We start from the raw sequence: 14,852 nt of genomic DNA, 5'->3' as shown, positions 1-14,852 counted from the left end.
TTACTAGAAAGAAAACTGTGTAAAAAATAGTCTCATTTTAAGCTACTTAAGCATTATAAATTTCAACGTATGATAAACCTTGAAATAAAAAAGATTTTTTAGCTAAAAAATGAGGAAGAGAATGAATATTTTCGAAGCATTAAGAGAAAGCCATGAAAATCAACGAAACCTTTCTGAACAACTTATTCAGACACATGGTTTAACCGAAGAAAGAAAAGAATTATTTGATGCATTAAAAAATGAATTGTATGCCCATTCAGTTGCCGAAGACCGTTATTTATATATTCCTTTAATGTTTGATGATGTGGGTTTAGATATTACAAGACATGCTTTATCTGAGCATCATGAAATGGATGAGTTGGTCGAACAGCTTGAAAAAACGGATATGAGTAGCCCAAGCTGGTTAGCAACTGCCAAACAGCTGAGCGAAAAAGTCCATCACCATTTAAAAGAAGAAGAGCAAAAATTTTTCCAACAAGCAGGAAAAATTCTTAAAGACAGTGAAAAAGAGACGCTGGGTAATAAATATTTAAAGGAATATAAAAAGTATAAAAAGCAGCAATAGTATTTAACTATGCTACTTTTTTAGTACTTCTTAAAGTTACCCCAATCGATGCCAGCATTACACAAGCTAAAGCCACCCATTGCAGCATGCTGATTTCTTCGTGAAGTAATAAGAAACCCGTTAATGCTGCCAATGCTGGTGCTAAACTCGTTAGGGTGCCGTAAGTTAATTTAGTGAGTTGTTTGAGTGCCATTAAATCAAGTGCATATGGAATAGCGGTCGCTAAGACAGCAATGAGTAAAGCTTTACCCCAATACTGCGTTTCAAGTAATGCAGGAGCATTATGCCAGATGCCTATTGGTAGTAAGGTCAGGGCAGATAATCCAATCCCAATGGTTAAAGCATGCATCCCTATATTTTGGGTCACAACTTTCTGACCAAAATAAATATAGAAGGCCCAGCAAAATCCAGCACCTAGCGCGCAAGCAGCACCGACATAGGAAAAGTGGTACTGTGTTGAGTCTTGCCAAGGAACCATGAGAGCAATACCTAACATTGCAAAAGCTACCCAAATGTAGTCACTCTTTTGTTTAATTGAAAGTAGAGCAAGACCTAATGGACCAATAAATTCTAAGCCGACGGCAATCCCTTGAGGTAACTTACCAAGCGACGTATAAAATAAAATATTCATGAGACCCAAAGACGCAGAGTACATCAATAAATCACGCCATTTTAAATAGGGTAAGCGCGACCAGATTTTCCATGAACGGAACATGATCGCGACAATAATCGTTGCAAAGCTCAACCTTAAAGCTGTAACGGTGAGAGGGTCTAATATGGCAATGAGCTGCTTAGCAAAAGAAGCACTGATTTGATATGAGACCATCGACAGAATCATATAGAGCACAGCAATAATGGGAAGATTCTGCATGGAAATACCCTAGGGCCTCATCTAATATTATTTAAAAATAACAATGATCAATTATAGCGAATGCCATATTTTAACTCACAGTTTTAGTTGATTTAACTTACTGTTTTTTCACGTTCCAGACGTGCTTTTTGGGTAGTTATGGTACAACCGACAGAAGCTACAATAATTGTTGCAAGTGCCAACCATTGGTTCCATAACAAATATTCACCTAAAAAGATAAAACCAGAAAGTGCAGCAACTGCGGGTTCTAGGCTCATCAAGGTTCCGAAACTTAAGGGCGTTAAATTACGTAGGGCTAGCATTTCTAAAGAGAACGGTAATGCACTGGCTAAAATTGCCAAACCAATAAAATAGAAAAGATTGGGGAGCTCTATAACTTGCCCTATTGAGCCTGAGAACAAAGTAATGGGGAATAATATGCAGGCACCCACACTCATTCCTAAACACACAGTGTGATTGCCTGATATACCTGACGGTTTCTGTCCAGCAATAATATAAAGTGCCCAACATGCGCCAGCACTAACCGCAAATAATACTCCGATCCAATCCAGACTATGGGCCTGATTGAAAGGGAAAAGTAAAATGAGGCCAACAATCGCTAAACTGACCCAGACAAAATCATATTTCTGGCGTGCATGGTATAAGGCTACACTTAAGGGACCAATAAATTCAAAAGCAACTGCAATACCAATAGGTAACCGTTCAATTGACAGATAAAAAAGTGCGTTCATTCCTGCAAGAGCAAAGCCATAAGCTAAAATAGCTTTCCAGCGGACCTGACTAAAATTAATTCGCCAAATTCTAAAAATAAAGGCAAGAATAATTGCACCTAAGCATAAGCGCATTGCAGAAACGGTAAGGACAGGAAAGCTCTGGAACAGAAATTTAGCTAAAGATGCGCTGCTTTGTACGCTCAGCATAGCGAGAATAAGAAAACCCAACGCATGTAGCTGAGATTTCTGGTTCGAACTGGACATTTTATTATTTGATCGATTGGTATACTTTTCACATGATAATGTAAATGCCCATAAAAAAGCCACAGACAATGCTGTGGCTTTTAAATTTACAGTTCGTATTAGAACAATACGCGTACGCGAATTGTACCTTCAACTTCATGCAACATATCTAAAGCTTCGTGAGAAGCAGAAGCGTCAACGTCCATTACGAGGTAACCGATGTCACCTTTAGTCATGAGTGTTTGGCCAGAAATGTTGATGCCTTGTTCAGCAAACAAGTTATTGATTTTAGACAATACGCCCGGTACGTTTTTGTGGATGTGCAATAAACGGTGTTGACCAGCAGTCAATGGTAACGCGATTTCTGGGAAGTTTACCGCAGAAAGCGTCATACCCTTGTCAGAGTAAGCAACAAATTTCTCTGCAACTTCTAAACCGATGTTTGCTTGTGCTTCCATGGTTGAACCACCAACGTGAGGAGTCAAAATCACATTGTCTAAGCCACGAAGTGGAGAAACAAACTCTTCGCCATTTGCTTTTGGTTCTTTAGGGAATACGTCAACTGCTGCACCAGCAATATGACCAGATTTGATAGCATCTGCTAAATCTTCAATTACTACACATGTACCACGTGCAGCATTTAGGAAGATTGCACCTTCTTTCATTTTTGCAAATTGTGCTTTAGTGAAGAAGTTGCGTGTAGATGGAACATCAGGCACATGTAATGTAACGACATCAGCAGTCGCTAAGAGTTCGTCTAACGAACCAACTTGACGAGCATTACCCATTGGTAATTTAGTCACTGCATCGTAATAAATCACATGCATACCTAAGCTTTCAGCAAGAACAGAAAGCTGAGAACCGATAGAACCGTAACCTACAATACCTAAAGTTTTGCCACGAGTTTCGAAAGAACCGACAGCAGACTTATCCCAACCACCACGATGACAAGCCGCCGATTTTTCAGGAACACGGCGAAGAAGAAGAATCGTTTGAGCAAGTACAAGTTCTGCAACCGAACGCGTATTTGAATACGGTGCGTTAAATACAGGAATACCACGTGCCATTGCTGCTTTAAGATCAACTTGGTTTGTTCCGATACAGAAACAGCCCACTGCGATCAATTTATTTGCAGCTTCGAAAATTTCTTCAGTCAATTGGGTACGCGAACGAATACCAATAAAGTGAGCATCTTTAACAGCTTCTTTTAGCGCTTCGCCTTCAAGAGCAGTTTTGCGATAGTCAATATTGGTGTAACCCGCAGCGTTTAGAGTATCGACTGCGTTTTGGTGAACGCCTTCTAACAAAAGGAAACGGATTTTATCTTTAGGTAGTGAAAGATGTTGGCTCATTACGGCTCCGCTACAAAGGCCAAATTTGGTGGCGCTATCATAACATAATGGTCGGTACTATAGATATTTCGTTTGCGCCATCGTCTTATGGCAATTTTATCTATGTCTAATCACTTCTATTTATGGCTTGTGAGTACTTTAAAATATGTTTCGTATGGGATTTAAATGCGATTTTTCTCTGAAAGTCTTATAGAAAAGCATTTATTTACGTTAAACATGTTTTGTAGTGACAGTATCTCTATTCTGAACTTTATCGCTTGTGCGGATACATGTAGAATACAAATGATCATTCGCACATATGATCATTTGATCATATGTGCGAATGATCATTATGGCTTTGCTCAGGTGAAAACCCTGAAAATATGAAGTCATAGTCCCACCATAGTTTATTTCTTGCTAGGTCTGCAAACGATGAATGCTCCAGTCGCTTTAACACCTGAGTTACTCACCCAATTAACAGCAATCGTTGGTGAAAACCGTATTAAAACCGATGCTGATAGTCTCGAAAACTGGGGTAAAGATCATACCAAGCATTTTAATCCGAACCCATCGGTCATCGTTTTTCCATCGACCACTGAACAAGTTCAGGCAGTTGTAAAGCTTGCGAACCAGTTTAATATCGCAATTACCCCGTCAGGTGGTCGTACTGGTCTCTCTGCGGGTGCGGTAGCAACTAATGGTGAAATTGTCATTAGCATGGACAAAATGAACCAGATTCTTGAGTTCTTCCCAGCAGATCGTATGGTACGAGTACAAGCTGGTGTTGTGACTGAACAATTGCAAAATTATGCTGAAGAACAAGGGATGTATTATCCGGTTGACTTCGCATCAGCGGGTTCTAGCCAGATTGGCGGTAATATCGGTACCAATGCTGGCGGTATTAAAGTCATTAAATACGGCATGACACGTAATTGGGTGCTTGGTTTAACCGTTGTCACTGGTAAAGGCGATATTTTACGTTTAAACAAAGGTATGGTTAAAAATGCAACTGGTTATGCATTGCAGCATTTGTTTATTGGTGGTGAGGGTACATTAGGTTTAGTGACTGAAGCAGAAATTAAACTTGAGCGTCAACCGCAAAACTTACAAGTTTTAGTTTTAGGTGTTCCTGATTTTGATGCAGTAATGCCTGTCTTACATGCTTTCCAAAAAGATATCGATTTAACAGCATTTGAGTTCTTTGGTGAACTTGCAATGCAAAAAGTTTTAGATCATGGACATGTACAACGCCCATTTGAAACTCAATGTCCATTCTATGTATTGCTTGAGTTTGAAGCGCCATATGAGCCAATTATCGATAAAGCGATGGAAATTTTCGAGCATTGTATGGAGCAGGGTTGGGTACTTGATGGTGTAATGAGCCAGAGCCTTGACCAAGTCGAAAGTTTATGGCGTTTACGTGAAGATATCTCTGAATCAATCGCGCCGTTTATTCCATACAAAAATGATATTTCAGTATTAATCACTCATGTACCTGCGTTTATTCGTGAGATTGATGCAATTGTTCAAGAGAACTATCCTGATTTTGAAATTTGCTGGTTCGGTCATATCGGTGACGGCAACTTGCACTTAAATATTTTAAAACCTGAAAACTTAACCAAAGATGAGTTCTTTGCGAAGTGTCAGGTTGTGAATAAATATGTGTTTGATACCGTGAAAAAATACGATGGTTCAATCTCTGCCGAGCATGGTGTTGGGATGACGAAAAAGCCATATTTGGAATATTCACGTTCAGCTGAAGAAATTGAATATATGAAAGCTTTGAAGAAAGTATTTGACCCGAATGGTTTGATGAACCCAGGTAAATTATTTGATCTTTAAATAGATCTATTTTGTAGAACTACATAGTTTCTACAGAGTAACCAACAAAGGCATAGCATCATAAAGCTATGCCTTTTGTTTTGGTGATAAAGATGCAACGCTTATTTTTGATTTCAGCACTTTGTGCTGGACTTTTCACTGGTTGTGCGACGACCAGTAAGTTAATTCCTTTTGTAGGTTCGGAAACTCCGATGCAACAAGTACTTAAAGCTCAACCAGAGATTGCAAAAGAGCATAATAATACTTCAGTTCAGCAAGTGTTTAATCGTGTAGAATCTCCAACTGTTTCTCGTATTGTTGTCATTCAAACAGGTTTAATGGATGACTCTGTCTCTGCCATTCGAACAGAATATGCATTTAAATTAGTCGATGAAAAATGGCAATTGCAGAATAAGCAAAAAAGCTATCAGTGTGCGAGAGGCAAAGGCTCTAGAGGATTCCAAACACAGCTTTGTTCTTAAAAACAAAAAAGACGATAAATATATCGTCTTTTTTTATGGGCTAAATTATACGCCGCTTTCTAAAATTTTAATTTTGACATCAATGACATCATCTTTAACTGCTTCATGATGTGCTTGCATATGAGGTGTAGCCAAATGTGCCTTAAGATGAGCAACGCTTGCCCATTTTTCTAACATCACAATCGTGTCCGGCTCTTTAGTTTGAAAGCTCGCATCCGATATATGATCAATCAAAGGTTCATAACCATGACAACCATCTTCTGCTAAAACCGTTGGAATAATTTTTTGAAAAGCATCCAATACGTTTTGACGATGCTGTCCAGCTGATTTGGTGCGAATTTCTGCAATAATGGTTAGCATGGATTTTTCCTTATTAAGCTGCTGCAAATACAGTGTTCAAGTGTGCTTTATATTCTTTTACATAACTATTAACGTCAGGCATTTTAATCACGTCGTTTACAATAAAAGTCGGTAATGTGCTCATGCCTAAAAATTGATTAGCTTTATGAAATGGTAAATAAACACCATCTACACCTACGCCGTGGAAGAACTGATCTGCATCATCAAATGCTTCCATCGGTGCATTCCAAGTCAATGACAGCATATATTTTTTGTCATGAATTAAACCACCGGAACCATATTTTTTTGATGCATCAGAACGACTACGACCATCATTTGCGTAAAGTGAACCATGACCTACAGTAAATACATCATCAATATATTTTTTAACTGTCCAAGGCGCGCCCATCCACCAACCTGGCATTTGGTAAATAACGATATCTGCCCATAAGAATTTTTCAACTTCATTTTCGGCATCATAATCGCTATCGGCACGGGTCATTTGAACTTCATGGCCAAGTTCCGTGAGATGGGTCGTTGCGAGTGTGGTTAATGTGTCATTTAATTCACCATTTGAATGTGCAAATTGTTTGGCACCATTAATCACTAAAATCTTACTCATGGGAGTCACTCTAATTAAATTCCTAAATTTGATGTGTACTTTACGGAATTTACTCTTGTTGAAAAATGCATGAATTTGAAAAATATTGTTGACTAAAAATCAATAATATTGGGTTGCTATCTCATTCTGAGTTATTTGCTTTGAAGAAAAGCTTTATATTTATAAATCCCTTTACAATGTTGAACGGAAAAAAGTATTTGTAGTCTTTAGCATTAAGTTTGGGTAAATCTAAGAGATCACGTATGAGAAAAATGAGTTTGCTGATTGCTTTTAGCCTTGTAACGCTAACGGCGTGTACTCCAGCGAAAAATTCTTCTGCCCAACTTGCGGATAGTCCGATACAAGCAGTATTACTTGATCAGCCGGATCTTTTAAATGATGCAAACAATTTGGATATTTCACAGCAAATGAATGCTGCCGATGATCCCTCTAATGCTCAGGTCACTATTTTACAGACAGATCCGAGCGAAGATGCGATAACAAAAGTCCGTACAGAATATTTATTAAAGCGAGACCAGCAAGTCTGGAAAATTGTCAATAAAAAGCAAACTTATCAATGTACGAAAGGGCAGGAAATCCCAGACTTTCAAGTTAATCCTTGTCCTTAATGCTTAATTTTTTATCGAATATGTGGATAACTTTGAGTTTGTGCACAACAGGAATTTGTGGGTCTTTTAGTGCAAAAAACTGAAATTTAAGCTTCTTGAAATTGCATGATTGCTGATCAATTTAAAAAGTGCTATTGTTGCGCTCGGCAATTGTGCCAATTGGTAAAAATTACCGAATCTCACGTCATATATTTTTTCTTTTATTAAACACCTTGTGAATACGGTGTTTCACATTCTAAACATGCATTCTCACTGCATATAAAAACTTATCTAAAGATTGATAGACCATACTGTCATCGTCATGACTACATTCTATTTTATATGTAGTCATAGAGACATATGGCCGCTATTTTGAAGTGTACAACTCATGAAAAATATTCAAACGACAACGTTGAACCGTACAACGTTGATGTTTCCTTTGGCCTTAGTGCTATTTGAATTTGCGGTTTATATTGGTAATGATCTTATTCAGCCAGCAATGTTGGCAATTACTGAAGATTTTGGTGTAAGTGCAACTTGGGCACCATCTTCAATGTCATTTTATTTATTAGGTGGCTCTACGGTTGCGTGGTTACTTGGGCCATTGTCGGATCGTATCGGACGTAAAAAAGTACTGCTAGCAGGGGTTTTATTCTTTGCTCTATGCTGCTTTTTAATTTTACTAACGCGTCAAATAGAACAGTTTCTGGCATTACGATTTTTACAAGGTATTGGTCTAAGTGTAATTTCCGCAGTGGGTTATGCTGCTATTCAAGAGAGTTTTGCTGAGCGTGATGCAATTAAAGTTATGGCACTCATGGCAAATATCTCGTTACTTGCACCATTGTTGGGGCCAGTACTTGGAGCCTTTTTAATTGATTATGTGTCTTGGCATTGGGGCTTTATCGCTATCGCTGTATTGGCATTACTCAGTTGGGTCGGTTTGAAAAAACAGATGCCAAGTCAGCAGGCCAGTGTAACTCGACAACCTTTTAGTTATCTTTTTGATGATTTTAAACAGGTGTTCACTAACCGCCGTTTTTTAGGCTTAAGTCTTGCTTTACCGTTGGTGGGCATGCCTTTAATGCTTTGGATTGCTTTATCTCCAATCATTTTGGTAGATGAATTAAAGCTCACCAGTGTGCAATATGGCTTGGCTCAATTTCCAGTATTTCTTGGTCTCATTCTCGGGAATATTGTTTTAATTAAAATTATTGACCGTCTCGCTTTAGGTAAAACCATCCTGATTGGTTTACCGATTATGCTGATTGGAACACTCATTTTAATATTAGGTGTAGTTTGGCCAACCTATTTAATTCCTTGTTTGCTTACAGGCATGACACTCATCTGTTTTGGTGAGGGAATTAGCTTTTCAGTCTTATATCGCTTTGCACTCATGTCATCTGAAGTGTCAAAAGGAACTGTTGCAGCGGCAGTTTCGATGCTATTGATGATGAGTTTCTTTGCAATGATTGAGTTGGTGCGTTATCTCTATACACAATTTCATTTATGGGCCTTTGTATTATCTGCATTTACCTTTATTGTTCTTTGGTTTACTCAACCGCGAAGTGCTTTAAAGCAGGAAATGCAAGAGCGACAACAACAAGGTAATAACTAGATAAAAAATACCGGAATTTATATTCCGGTATTTTTTTAACTATTCTTTTAACATTTTTTCCATTTCTTCGCGGTCTGTTTCATAGGTACAACCTAATAAGGTCATCGGACTTTTTCCGGTCATTTCTGATAAATTGATATTATGATAAATAGTAAAAGAATCTGCTGTTGCGGGTTCTGTCTTGACTGTACGAACACCTCTAAAAAAAGGTAATGTTTTAAAGTCTGGATGCTGAGGAATATTAAATTTCTTTGAAAGTTGTTGAATATTTACATTACGAAAAACGGCAGTTATACCTTGGCCAGCTAGGGCAATTTCGTTTGTCTTTAAACCAAACAGTTCAATGGGTTGATTAGTTTTATATAAATAAATGAAAGGTTGGTCTGAATCTTCAATTCTTTTAAAGCCAAGCGCTGATAAATTTTCATCATATTCAGAAGCAAAACTGGTATAAGTTTTTTGATCTGATTGACACTCTATAATCTTTTTTAAATCATTTATTTCAAATGCATATGATGTGCTACTCAGCAATAAAAAAGTGGCAGAAAGAAATTTATAAATCTTTGGAAAGTACATTTTTATCCTCAATAAAGTGTTATAGCTATTTAATCTCTTGTTCTAAAAGTTTGCCTTTTAACGTTAAGAGTTCAGGTAAGGTTTCTAATAGTAAGCTCATTTGTTTTAAGACGAGAGTGTAGCTTTCTGAAAAGTGCTCATGAGTTGTTAGGTTTTGAATTTGTTTTAAAGTTTGCTCAAGAAAATTAAAGTCAACAGAAGCTTGTTCTAATAAACTCTGCTTAAGAATTTGCTGACAATCCAGTAAGAGCTGTAATACCTGTTGATCCTCAATCTTTTGTCTTTGGCTGCCTAATGCTGCGACATAACTCAACTGGCTATGACTATACACTAGATAACGAAAGGCGTAATGAATCAGCTCTGGTTTCGGGTTGGGTTCAGCACTCAAGCTCGAAATCATATTCGACAGCTCAATTTGTGCGTTATGTGCAGCGCGACGAATTCTACGATATTCAATATCCTGATTTTTGCCATATTGATATTGCTCAACAATCACATTGAAATAATCTAATGTCGCTTTGCTACTTTTCTTAATATTGTTGGGAATATTGCGGAAGTTCCAATCAGGCCAAATAAAGTTTACGGCAAGCCATGCAATAAAACAGCCTAACAGCGTATCTATCAGACGAGGTAAAATAATGCTGTAGCCTGCGCCTTTTAGGTTGAAAATAAGCAATACCATTAAGGTTGCCATGAGTGTTGCCAACGCATATTTCTTCTGGCGCAAGTAAAAAAAGCTAACTCCACAAATAATAGTAAGAATAAGTTGGCCTTCAATACTTGGAACAAAGTACAAAATAGGAATACCAAATAAAACGCCGAGTAAGGTGCCAATTGTTCTAAGTTTTAAACGACTTTTAGTCGCAAAGTATGTAATTTGGCAAACAAATAAACTAGTGAGCAAAATCCAGTAACCGTGTCGGGCAAAGGGTAATAGTGAAATGGCATAGCCTGCGACAAACACAACTGCAATTCGTATGGCATGTCTAAATAGGGCCGATTGAGGAGTCAGTTGCTGACGAATTTTTAAAACAAGATCTGAAAACCCTTGAATATCATCATCAAGTAAATTTAAGTGTTCTTGTCTTGTTTGGGTATTATTTTCAGGGAAGGGCTGTGCATATTGTAGTTGTTCAAATTGTTCGTGCATTCCTTTTAAATTATCAAAAATAAGTCTTAAGTTTTTAACTTCAAAGTTTTGTGGGTGTTGCTGTATCCAGTCCTTTAAAGAACTTTCCAAATGGTTCAATACGGTCTGGCTTTCTTGTGAAGGCTGAAATGGTCGATTATGCAAAATACACTGAGCTAGATCTTGACAGGCTTGTGCTTGTAGGCGTAGATTTTTCTGAAAACGGAAAATAAGATCACTACGGCTAAAGTTCTGTTGAATATGTTCATAATGTAAATAATTTGAAGTCGCTTGTTCGTGAATGTCCCGCGCAAAAAAATACAGGTTTAGCCAATAAATACTTTTATTACTGACTCTAGAAGCCTTGAGCCGAGTGAGTAGGGAACTACGTATTTGATTTAAACTTTGAGCAACTTGCGTATTTTGTAAAGACAATTCATATAAAAGCTGTTCAACATTCTCTTTATTGTCGGGATCAAACAAACGTGCTTTTGCTTGCAGTAGCACAGAAATTTCTTTAAAAATTTGTGAGAGCTTATCTTGTAAGGGAAGCGTCGGTTTAATAATAAAAAATAAAATAGAAGTGAAACCGTACCACAAAGCACCATAAACAAAGTAGGTAGGTTGTTGATACCAATGAGCATATTCGCCTAAACCGAACATGCTATAAATGGAAAGCAAAATAGTGCCAAACGAAATTGTGGCATAACGTTGCCCTAACGCCCCTAATAAAATGAAAAAAGCACTAGAAATAGAAAGATATAAAATAAAGAAAATTTTGTAGGGAGCTAAAAAGCCAAGAATACTGCTGACTGTAAAAAAGAGGAGGCAGACATAAACCAAGTTACGTAATCGAATACTTAAGCGATCATCAAAGTCAGTTAATGCTGCCGCAATCGCGCCTAAAGTCACAGGAACGATGAGTTCGTTATGGCCTAGCCAAAGTAAACCTAAAGTTGTGCCTGTGAGTACAATCAAAATTTGCAGGCAATAAATTAAAATGGAGTTTGTCTTAAAACTATTAAATATTTGGGTCAGATAGTTCACGGCTTTTGTTCTAAATTAGAGAATACGTGAGAAAGCAGTATGTAACTTTAAATTTTTATTACTTCAAAAATATTATTCTTTTTATCTACAAAAGTCAGTCATTTTTTAAGATTTTATTAGGCTTAAACCAAGTTGTAACGATCAATAAATTAACAAAATTGTGGATATCTTTTTAGATACCCACAATTTGAAAAAGACATAAATTATTTAATCACACCACATGCAATTCGTGCTCCGCCACCGCCAAGAGGTAGAGGGGAGTCTGAGTAGTTATCACCACCCGCATGAATCATAATAGCTCGACCTTGAAGATCAGCAAGTTTCAATCGAGGTGCGATTACAGCAGTCGTTGCAACACCAGTATTATCGACCACTAGAGCAGGTAAATCACCTAAATGGCCAGTCGTTGGAGTACCGTGATGAGGGGCTTGATTCGGGTTGTAGTGACTACCAGCAGCTAAAGCAGCACCAGCTTTCCCATCTTTTACAGCTGGTTCACAAGAGGCATTTTCATGAATATGGAAGCCGCGTGTACCACTTGGTAAATCAGCTAGAGCAGGGGTAATGATTAAACCTTTGTCGCTATCTTGAAAGCTAATCGTACCTAATTTTTTACCAATACCAGCAGCAGTCACTTCATTTACATCGACCACTTTTTTCGTATGCATTGTCGTTAATGCTTGAGCGGTATCAGATACAGTTTTTGTGACTGAACTACAGCCAACCGTAAAAAAAGCTGTAAGCGCAAAAACTGCGCCAATTTTATTAAACATCTGCATGATTGGATGTCCTTATAAATATATGATTGTTAGATTCAAACAAACGCAGGTCTAGCCTACAAGTTAATTTAAATAGTCACTTTGTATCTAGAAACATTTTTAAATTAAATAAATTATGTCACTCTTTGTCACTGGAAAATTCACTCTCAGAATCATAAATCATAGTCGTTTTAGGCATTGGTTCAGGTTCAATGGTTTCATGTAACCATTCACGCCAAATTGCCAGTAAAATAGCCAGAATTACAGGTCCAATAAATAAACCTACTAATCCGAAACTCGCAATACCGCCCAATACTCCAAACATAATCAATAAGAATGGAATTTTTGTGGCACCAGAAATCACAAGTGGTCGAATCACATTATCTGAGCTACTGACAATCACTACACCCCAAACGATCACACCAATTGCTTCCATGGTTTGTCCTTGAGAGAATAACCATAGGCCGACGCCTAAATAGGAAATTGGTGTACCAAATGGAATTAAAGCTAATAAGAAAGTAGCAATGGTGAGTACCATTGGGTTAGGTACACCTGCTACGAAATAACTTAATCCAGCTAAAACAGCTTGAGCAATTGCAGTTAAACCCACGCCATAGACTACCGCACGAGTCGTCTCTGAAATCGTATCAAGATAATGATGGATACGTAGACCAATTACTTTTTCCAAGGCTTTACTCACCTGAGTTAAGATGAGTTGACCATCACGATAAAAGAAAAATAAGCTAAATACGGCAAAGCCAAATTTGACAACATTTTTACTAATTTCACCGAGCAGCATTCGACCATAACTTAAATGGCTTTGAAGCCAAGCAGCAATGTTCTGAATGGTACTATTAGGGTCGGTATTTATTTCATTGAGTGTGCGGGAAATTTCCTTTCCAACGAAAGGAAGCTCTCGTATAAAATCAGGAACACTTAAATGACCTGAAAAAACCTGACGTTGTAAGTCAAAATATAAGTTGCGCCCTTCATGCTGCAAAATAAAAATAGCGCAGGTAAAAGGTACGCCAACAACCAAAATGACCAGACTAATCATTAGAGTTGCGTTTAAACTATTCCGGGTTTCTCCAAAAAAATGCTGAATTCTTAAATAAATAGGCCAAGTCATGTAAGCAATGATGGCAGCCCAAAGTACAGGAACAATAAAGTATTTCAGGATATTAAATCCTAAAAATATCAAAATAAAAAACAGCCCAAACAATAAAACCCGCTGTAAATTAGGAGCGTATGGATGCACGAAAAATATTTCTCTAATTTTCTAAATAGAATAAAGTCATATTAACTGAAAAGTAACCTGAGGCAAATTTTAAGGCCGCATTGTAAAAAATCCTATACATCCTTTTTTAGAGACTAAAAGTTATTTAAAACCACTCTGCTTTATCTTCAATTAATTTGTTTAGAACGGGTTGCCATTGGTTTTGGATGGTAATAAAGTTCTTTTGAGGCTTATCAAAAACGCTTAAACCTTGCATCGCTAAGCTACCATAAGCACTACGTTCAGCAATCCATGCAACAGGTTCATGTTCAATTTTCTCAAAGAATTGTTGAATATCTTTTGAGCTGGCACTGTTCGGTTTGACACGATTAGCGAGAAGTAAAATTTGTACTTTGCCTTTGCGAATACGTTTAATATCTTGTAAATGCTTTAAAAAGCGGCGAGTACTGTCTATATCAAAAAATGAAGGCTGAAGCGGAGTAATAATGGCATGAGCTTCACTAATGAGTTGCTCAGCATGCTCACCTGAAAGTGCACCAGGCGCATCAATAATTAAATAATCCAGATTTTTAGGCGCATCACCAATTGATTTCTCATGTCGCCAGTCGAGGCTTTGAATCGTTGCGACGGTATCGGGGCGCTGTTTTAACCACTGTAAAGCTGATTTTTGATTGTCCGAATCTGCTAATGCTACTTTATATCCTTTTTGTGCCAATGCTGTTGCCAACGTAATGGCCGTCATGGTTTTTCCGCATCCACCCTTTTGATTTGCTATAAGTATCGTTTTCATAAATCCAATTATTTTCAGCAGCACATTTATTTATGTTTTATACCTTAGCATCTTTTTATGTGGATGAGATGCTCACATTTGACAAAAGTTTAAGCTGTTTCGTTATTTTAGATATGATTAGAT

Annotated in this window: 15 protein-coding genes; 5 read left to right on the top strand and 10 right to left on the bottom strand. The window is 37.5% G+C overall.

Annotation, left to right across the window (positions count from 1 at the left end; genetic code table 11):
• The first annotated feature begins 121 nt into the window (after positions 1 to 121).
• On the top strand, positions 122 to 565 hold the full coding sequence (locus WA249_RS06285; RefSeq protein WP_336167131.1) for a hemerythrin domain-containing protein: 444 nt from the start codon (positions 122 to 124) through the stop codon (positions 563 to 565).
• A gap of 7 nt (positions 566 to 572) precedes the next feature.
• Here WA249_RS06285 and WA249_RS06280 read toward each other — a convergent pair whose 3' ends face one another.
• From WA249_RS06280 to serA, 3 genes are all read right to left on the bottom strand, one after another.
• Positions 573 to 1,436, bottom strand: a complete 864-nt coding sequence (locus tag WA249_RS06280) for an EamA family transporter (protein WP_336167129.1) — start codon at positions 1,434 to 1,436, stop codon at positions 573 to 575.
• 92 nt (positions 1,437 to 1,528) lie between these two features.
• Positions 1,529 to 2,413, bottom strand: coding sequence for an EamA family transporter (locus WA249_RS06275; RefSeq protein ID WP_336167127.1), 885 nt, complete (start codon positions 2,411 to 2,413; stop codon positions 1,529 to 1,531).
• A 98-nt stretch (positions 2,414 to 2,511) separates the two neighbouring features.
• Positions 2,512 to 3,744, bottom strand: coding sequence for a phosphoglycerate dehydrogenase (gene serA / locus WA249_RS06270; protein ID WP_016140022.1), 1,233 nt, complete (start codon positions 3,742 to 3,744; stop codon positions 2,512 to 2,514).
• A 411-nt stretch (positions 3,745 to 4,155) separates the two neighbouring features.
• On the opposite strand from serA, the gene WA249_RS06265 reads away from it, so the two are divergent.
• Together WA249_RS06265 and WA249_RS06260 are read left to right on the top strand one after the other, a co-directional pair.
• Positions 4,156 to 5,565 carry an FAD-binding oxidoreductase gene (locus WA249_RS06265; RefSeq protein WP_336167124.1) on the top strand — a complete coding sequence of 470 codons (1,410 nt, stop codon included), beginning with the start codon at positions 4,156 to 4,158 and terminating at the stop codon, positions 5,563 to 5,565.
• A gap of 92 nt (positions 5,566 to 5,657) precedes the next feature.
• A complete protein-coding gene (locus tag WA249_RS06260; protein WP_174745578.1) occupies positions 5,658 to 6,026 on the top strand; it encodes a hypothetical protein in 369 nt (122 codons plus the stop codon).
• Between the two features lie 45 nt (positions 6,027 to 6,071).
• Here WA249_RS06260 and WA249_RS06255 read toward each other — a convergent pair whose 3' ends face one another.
• Entirely contained in the window at positions 6,072 to 6,386 is a 315-nt protein-coding gene (locus WA249_RS06255) for a putative quinol monooxygenase (protein ID WP_336167121.1), read from the bottom strand.
• 13 nt (positions 6,387 to 6,399) lie between these two features.
• Positions 6,400 to 6,987: an NAD(P)H-dependent oxidoreductase gene (locus WA249_RS06250; protein WP_336167119.1), complete on the bottom strand. Its 588-nt coding sequence runs from the start codon at positions 6,985 to 6,987 to the stop codon at positions 6,400 to 6,402.
• A 242-nt stretch (positions 6,988 to 7,229) separates the two neighbouring features.
• Between WA249_RS06250 and WA249_RS06245 the strand changes: the two genes are divergently transcribed.
• Both WA249_RS06245 and craA read left to right on the top strand, forming a co-directional pair.
• The gene (locus WA249_RS06245; RefSeq protein WP_336167118.1) at positions 7,230 to 7,595 is read left to right on the top strand and encodes a hypothetical protein; all 366 of its coding nucleotides are present in this window, start codon (positions 7,230 to 7,232) and stop codon (positions 7,593 to 7,595) included.
• Between the two features lie 367 nt (positions 7,596 to 7,962).
• The gene (craA, locus tag WA249_RS06240; RefSeq protein WP_336167115.1) at positions 7,963 to 9,192 is read left to right on the top strand and encodes a chloramphenicol efflux MFS transporter CraA; all 1,230 of its coding nucleotides are present in this window, start codon (positions 7,963 to 7,965) and stop codon (positions 9,190 to 9,192) included.
• Between the two features lie 39 nt (positions 9,193 to 9,231).
• Here craA and WA249_RS06235 read toward each other — a convergent pair whose 3' ends face one another.
• The 5 genes from WA249_RS06235 to WA249_RS06215 form a co-directional block, all read right to left on the bottom strand.
• On the bottom strand, positions 9,232 to 9,768 hold the full coding sequence (locus WA249_RS06235; RefSeq protein ID WP_336167113.1) for a hypothetical protein: 537 nt from the start codon (positions 9,766 to 9,768) through the stop codon (positions 9,232 to 9,234).
• Between the two features lie 25 nt (positions 9,769 to 9,793).
• A complete protein-coding gene (gene yccS / locus WA249_RS06230) occupies positions 9,794 to 11,944 on the bottom strand; it encodes a YccS family putative transporter (protein ID WP_336167111.1) in 2,151 nt (716 codons plus the stop codon).
• Positions 11,945 to 12,147: 203 nt separating this feature from the next.
• The gene (sodC, locus tag WA249_RS06225; RefSeq protein WP_336167307.1) at positions 12,148 to 12,717 is read right to left on the bottom strand and encodes a superoxide dismutase [Cu-Zn] SodC; all 570 of its coding nucleotides are present in this window, start codon (positions 12,715 to 12,717) and stop codon (positions 12,148 to 12,150) included.
• Between the two features lie 124 nt (positions 12,718 to 12,841).
• Entirely contained in the window at positions 12,842 to 13,960 is a 1,119-nt protein-coding gene (locus tag WA249_RS06220) for an AI-2E family transporter (RefSeq protein WP_336167109.1), read from the bottom strand.
• 124 nt (positions 13,961 to 14,084) lie between these two features.
• Positions 14,085 to 14,729 carry a ParA family protein gene (locus WA249_RS06215; RefSeq protein WP_336167106.1) on the bottom strand — a complete coding sequence of 215 codons (645 nt, stop codon included), beginning with the start codon at positions 14,727 to 14,729 and terminating at the stop codon, positions 14,085 to 14,087.
• Positions 14,730 to 14,852: the final 123 nt, after the last annotated feature.

This window comes from Acinetobacter sp. 161(2023), from assembly GCF_037027805.1.
Lineage (GTDB): Bacteria > Pseudomonadota > Gammaproteobacteria > Pseudomonadales > Moraxellaceae > Acinetobacter.
Note: the sequence above shows the minus strand (reverse complement) of the source record. Positions and strands in the feature narration are given on the sequence as shown.

Bases quoted from the DNA above. Each gene is read 5' to 3' on its own strand.
- WA249_RS06285 (WP_336167131.1), top strand. From the start codon at position 122: ATGAATATTTTCGAAGCATTAAGAGAAAGCCATGAAAATCAACGAAAC.
- WA249_RS06280 (WP_336167129.1), bottom strand. From the start codon at position 1,436: ATGCAGAATCTTCCCATTATTGCTGTGCTCTATATGATTCTGTCGATG.
- WA249_RS06275 (WP_336167127.1), bottom strand. From the start codon at position 2,413: ATGTCCAGTTCGAACCAGAAATCTCAGCTACATGCGTTGGGTTTTCTT.
- serA (WP_016140022.1), bottom strand. From the start codon at position 3,744: ATGAGCCAACATCTTTCACTACCTAAAGATAAAATCCGTTTCCTTTTG.
- WA249_RS06265 (WP_336167124.1), top strand. From the start codon at position 4,156: ATGAATGCTCCAGTCGCTTTAACACCTGAGTTACTCACCCAATTAACA.
- WA249_RS06260 (WP_174745578.1), top strand. From the start codon at position 5,658: ATGCAACGCTTATTTTTGATTTCAGCACTTTGTGCTGGACTTTTCACT.
- WA249_RS06255 (WP_336167121.1), bottom strand. From the start codon at position 6,386: ATGCTAACCATTATTGCAGAAATTCGCACCAAATCAGCTGGACAGCAT.
- WA249_RS06250 (WP_336167119.1), bottom strand. From the start codon at position 6,987: ATGAGTAAGATTTTAGTGATTAATGGTGCCAAACAATTTGCACATTCA.
- WA249_RS06245 (WP_336167118.1), top strand. From the start codon at position 7,230: ATGAGAAAAATGAGTTTGCTGATTGCTTTTAGCCTTGTAACGCTAACG.
- craA (WP_336167115.1), top strand. From the start codon at position 7,963: ATGAAAAATATTCAAACGACAACGTTGAACCGTACAACGTTGATGTTT.
- WA249_RS06235 (WP_336167113.1), bottom strand. From the start codon at position 9,768: ATGTACTTTCCAAAGATTTATAAATTTCTTTCTGCCACTTTTTTATTG.
- sodC (WP_336167307.1), bottom strand. From the start codon at position 12,717: ATGTTTAATAAAATTGGCGCAGTTTTTGCGCTTACAGCTTTTTTTACG.
- WA249_RS06215 (WP_336167106.1), bottom strand. From the start codon at position 14,729: ATGAAAACGATACTTATAGCAAATCAAAAGGGTGGATGCGGAAAAACC.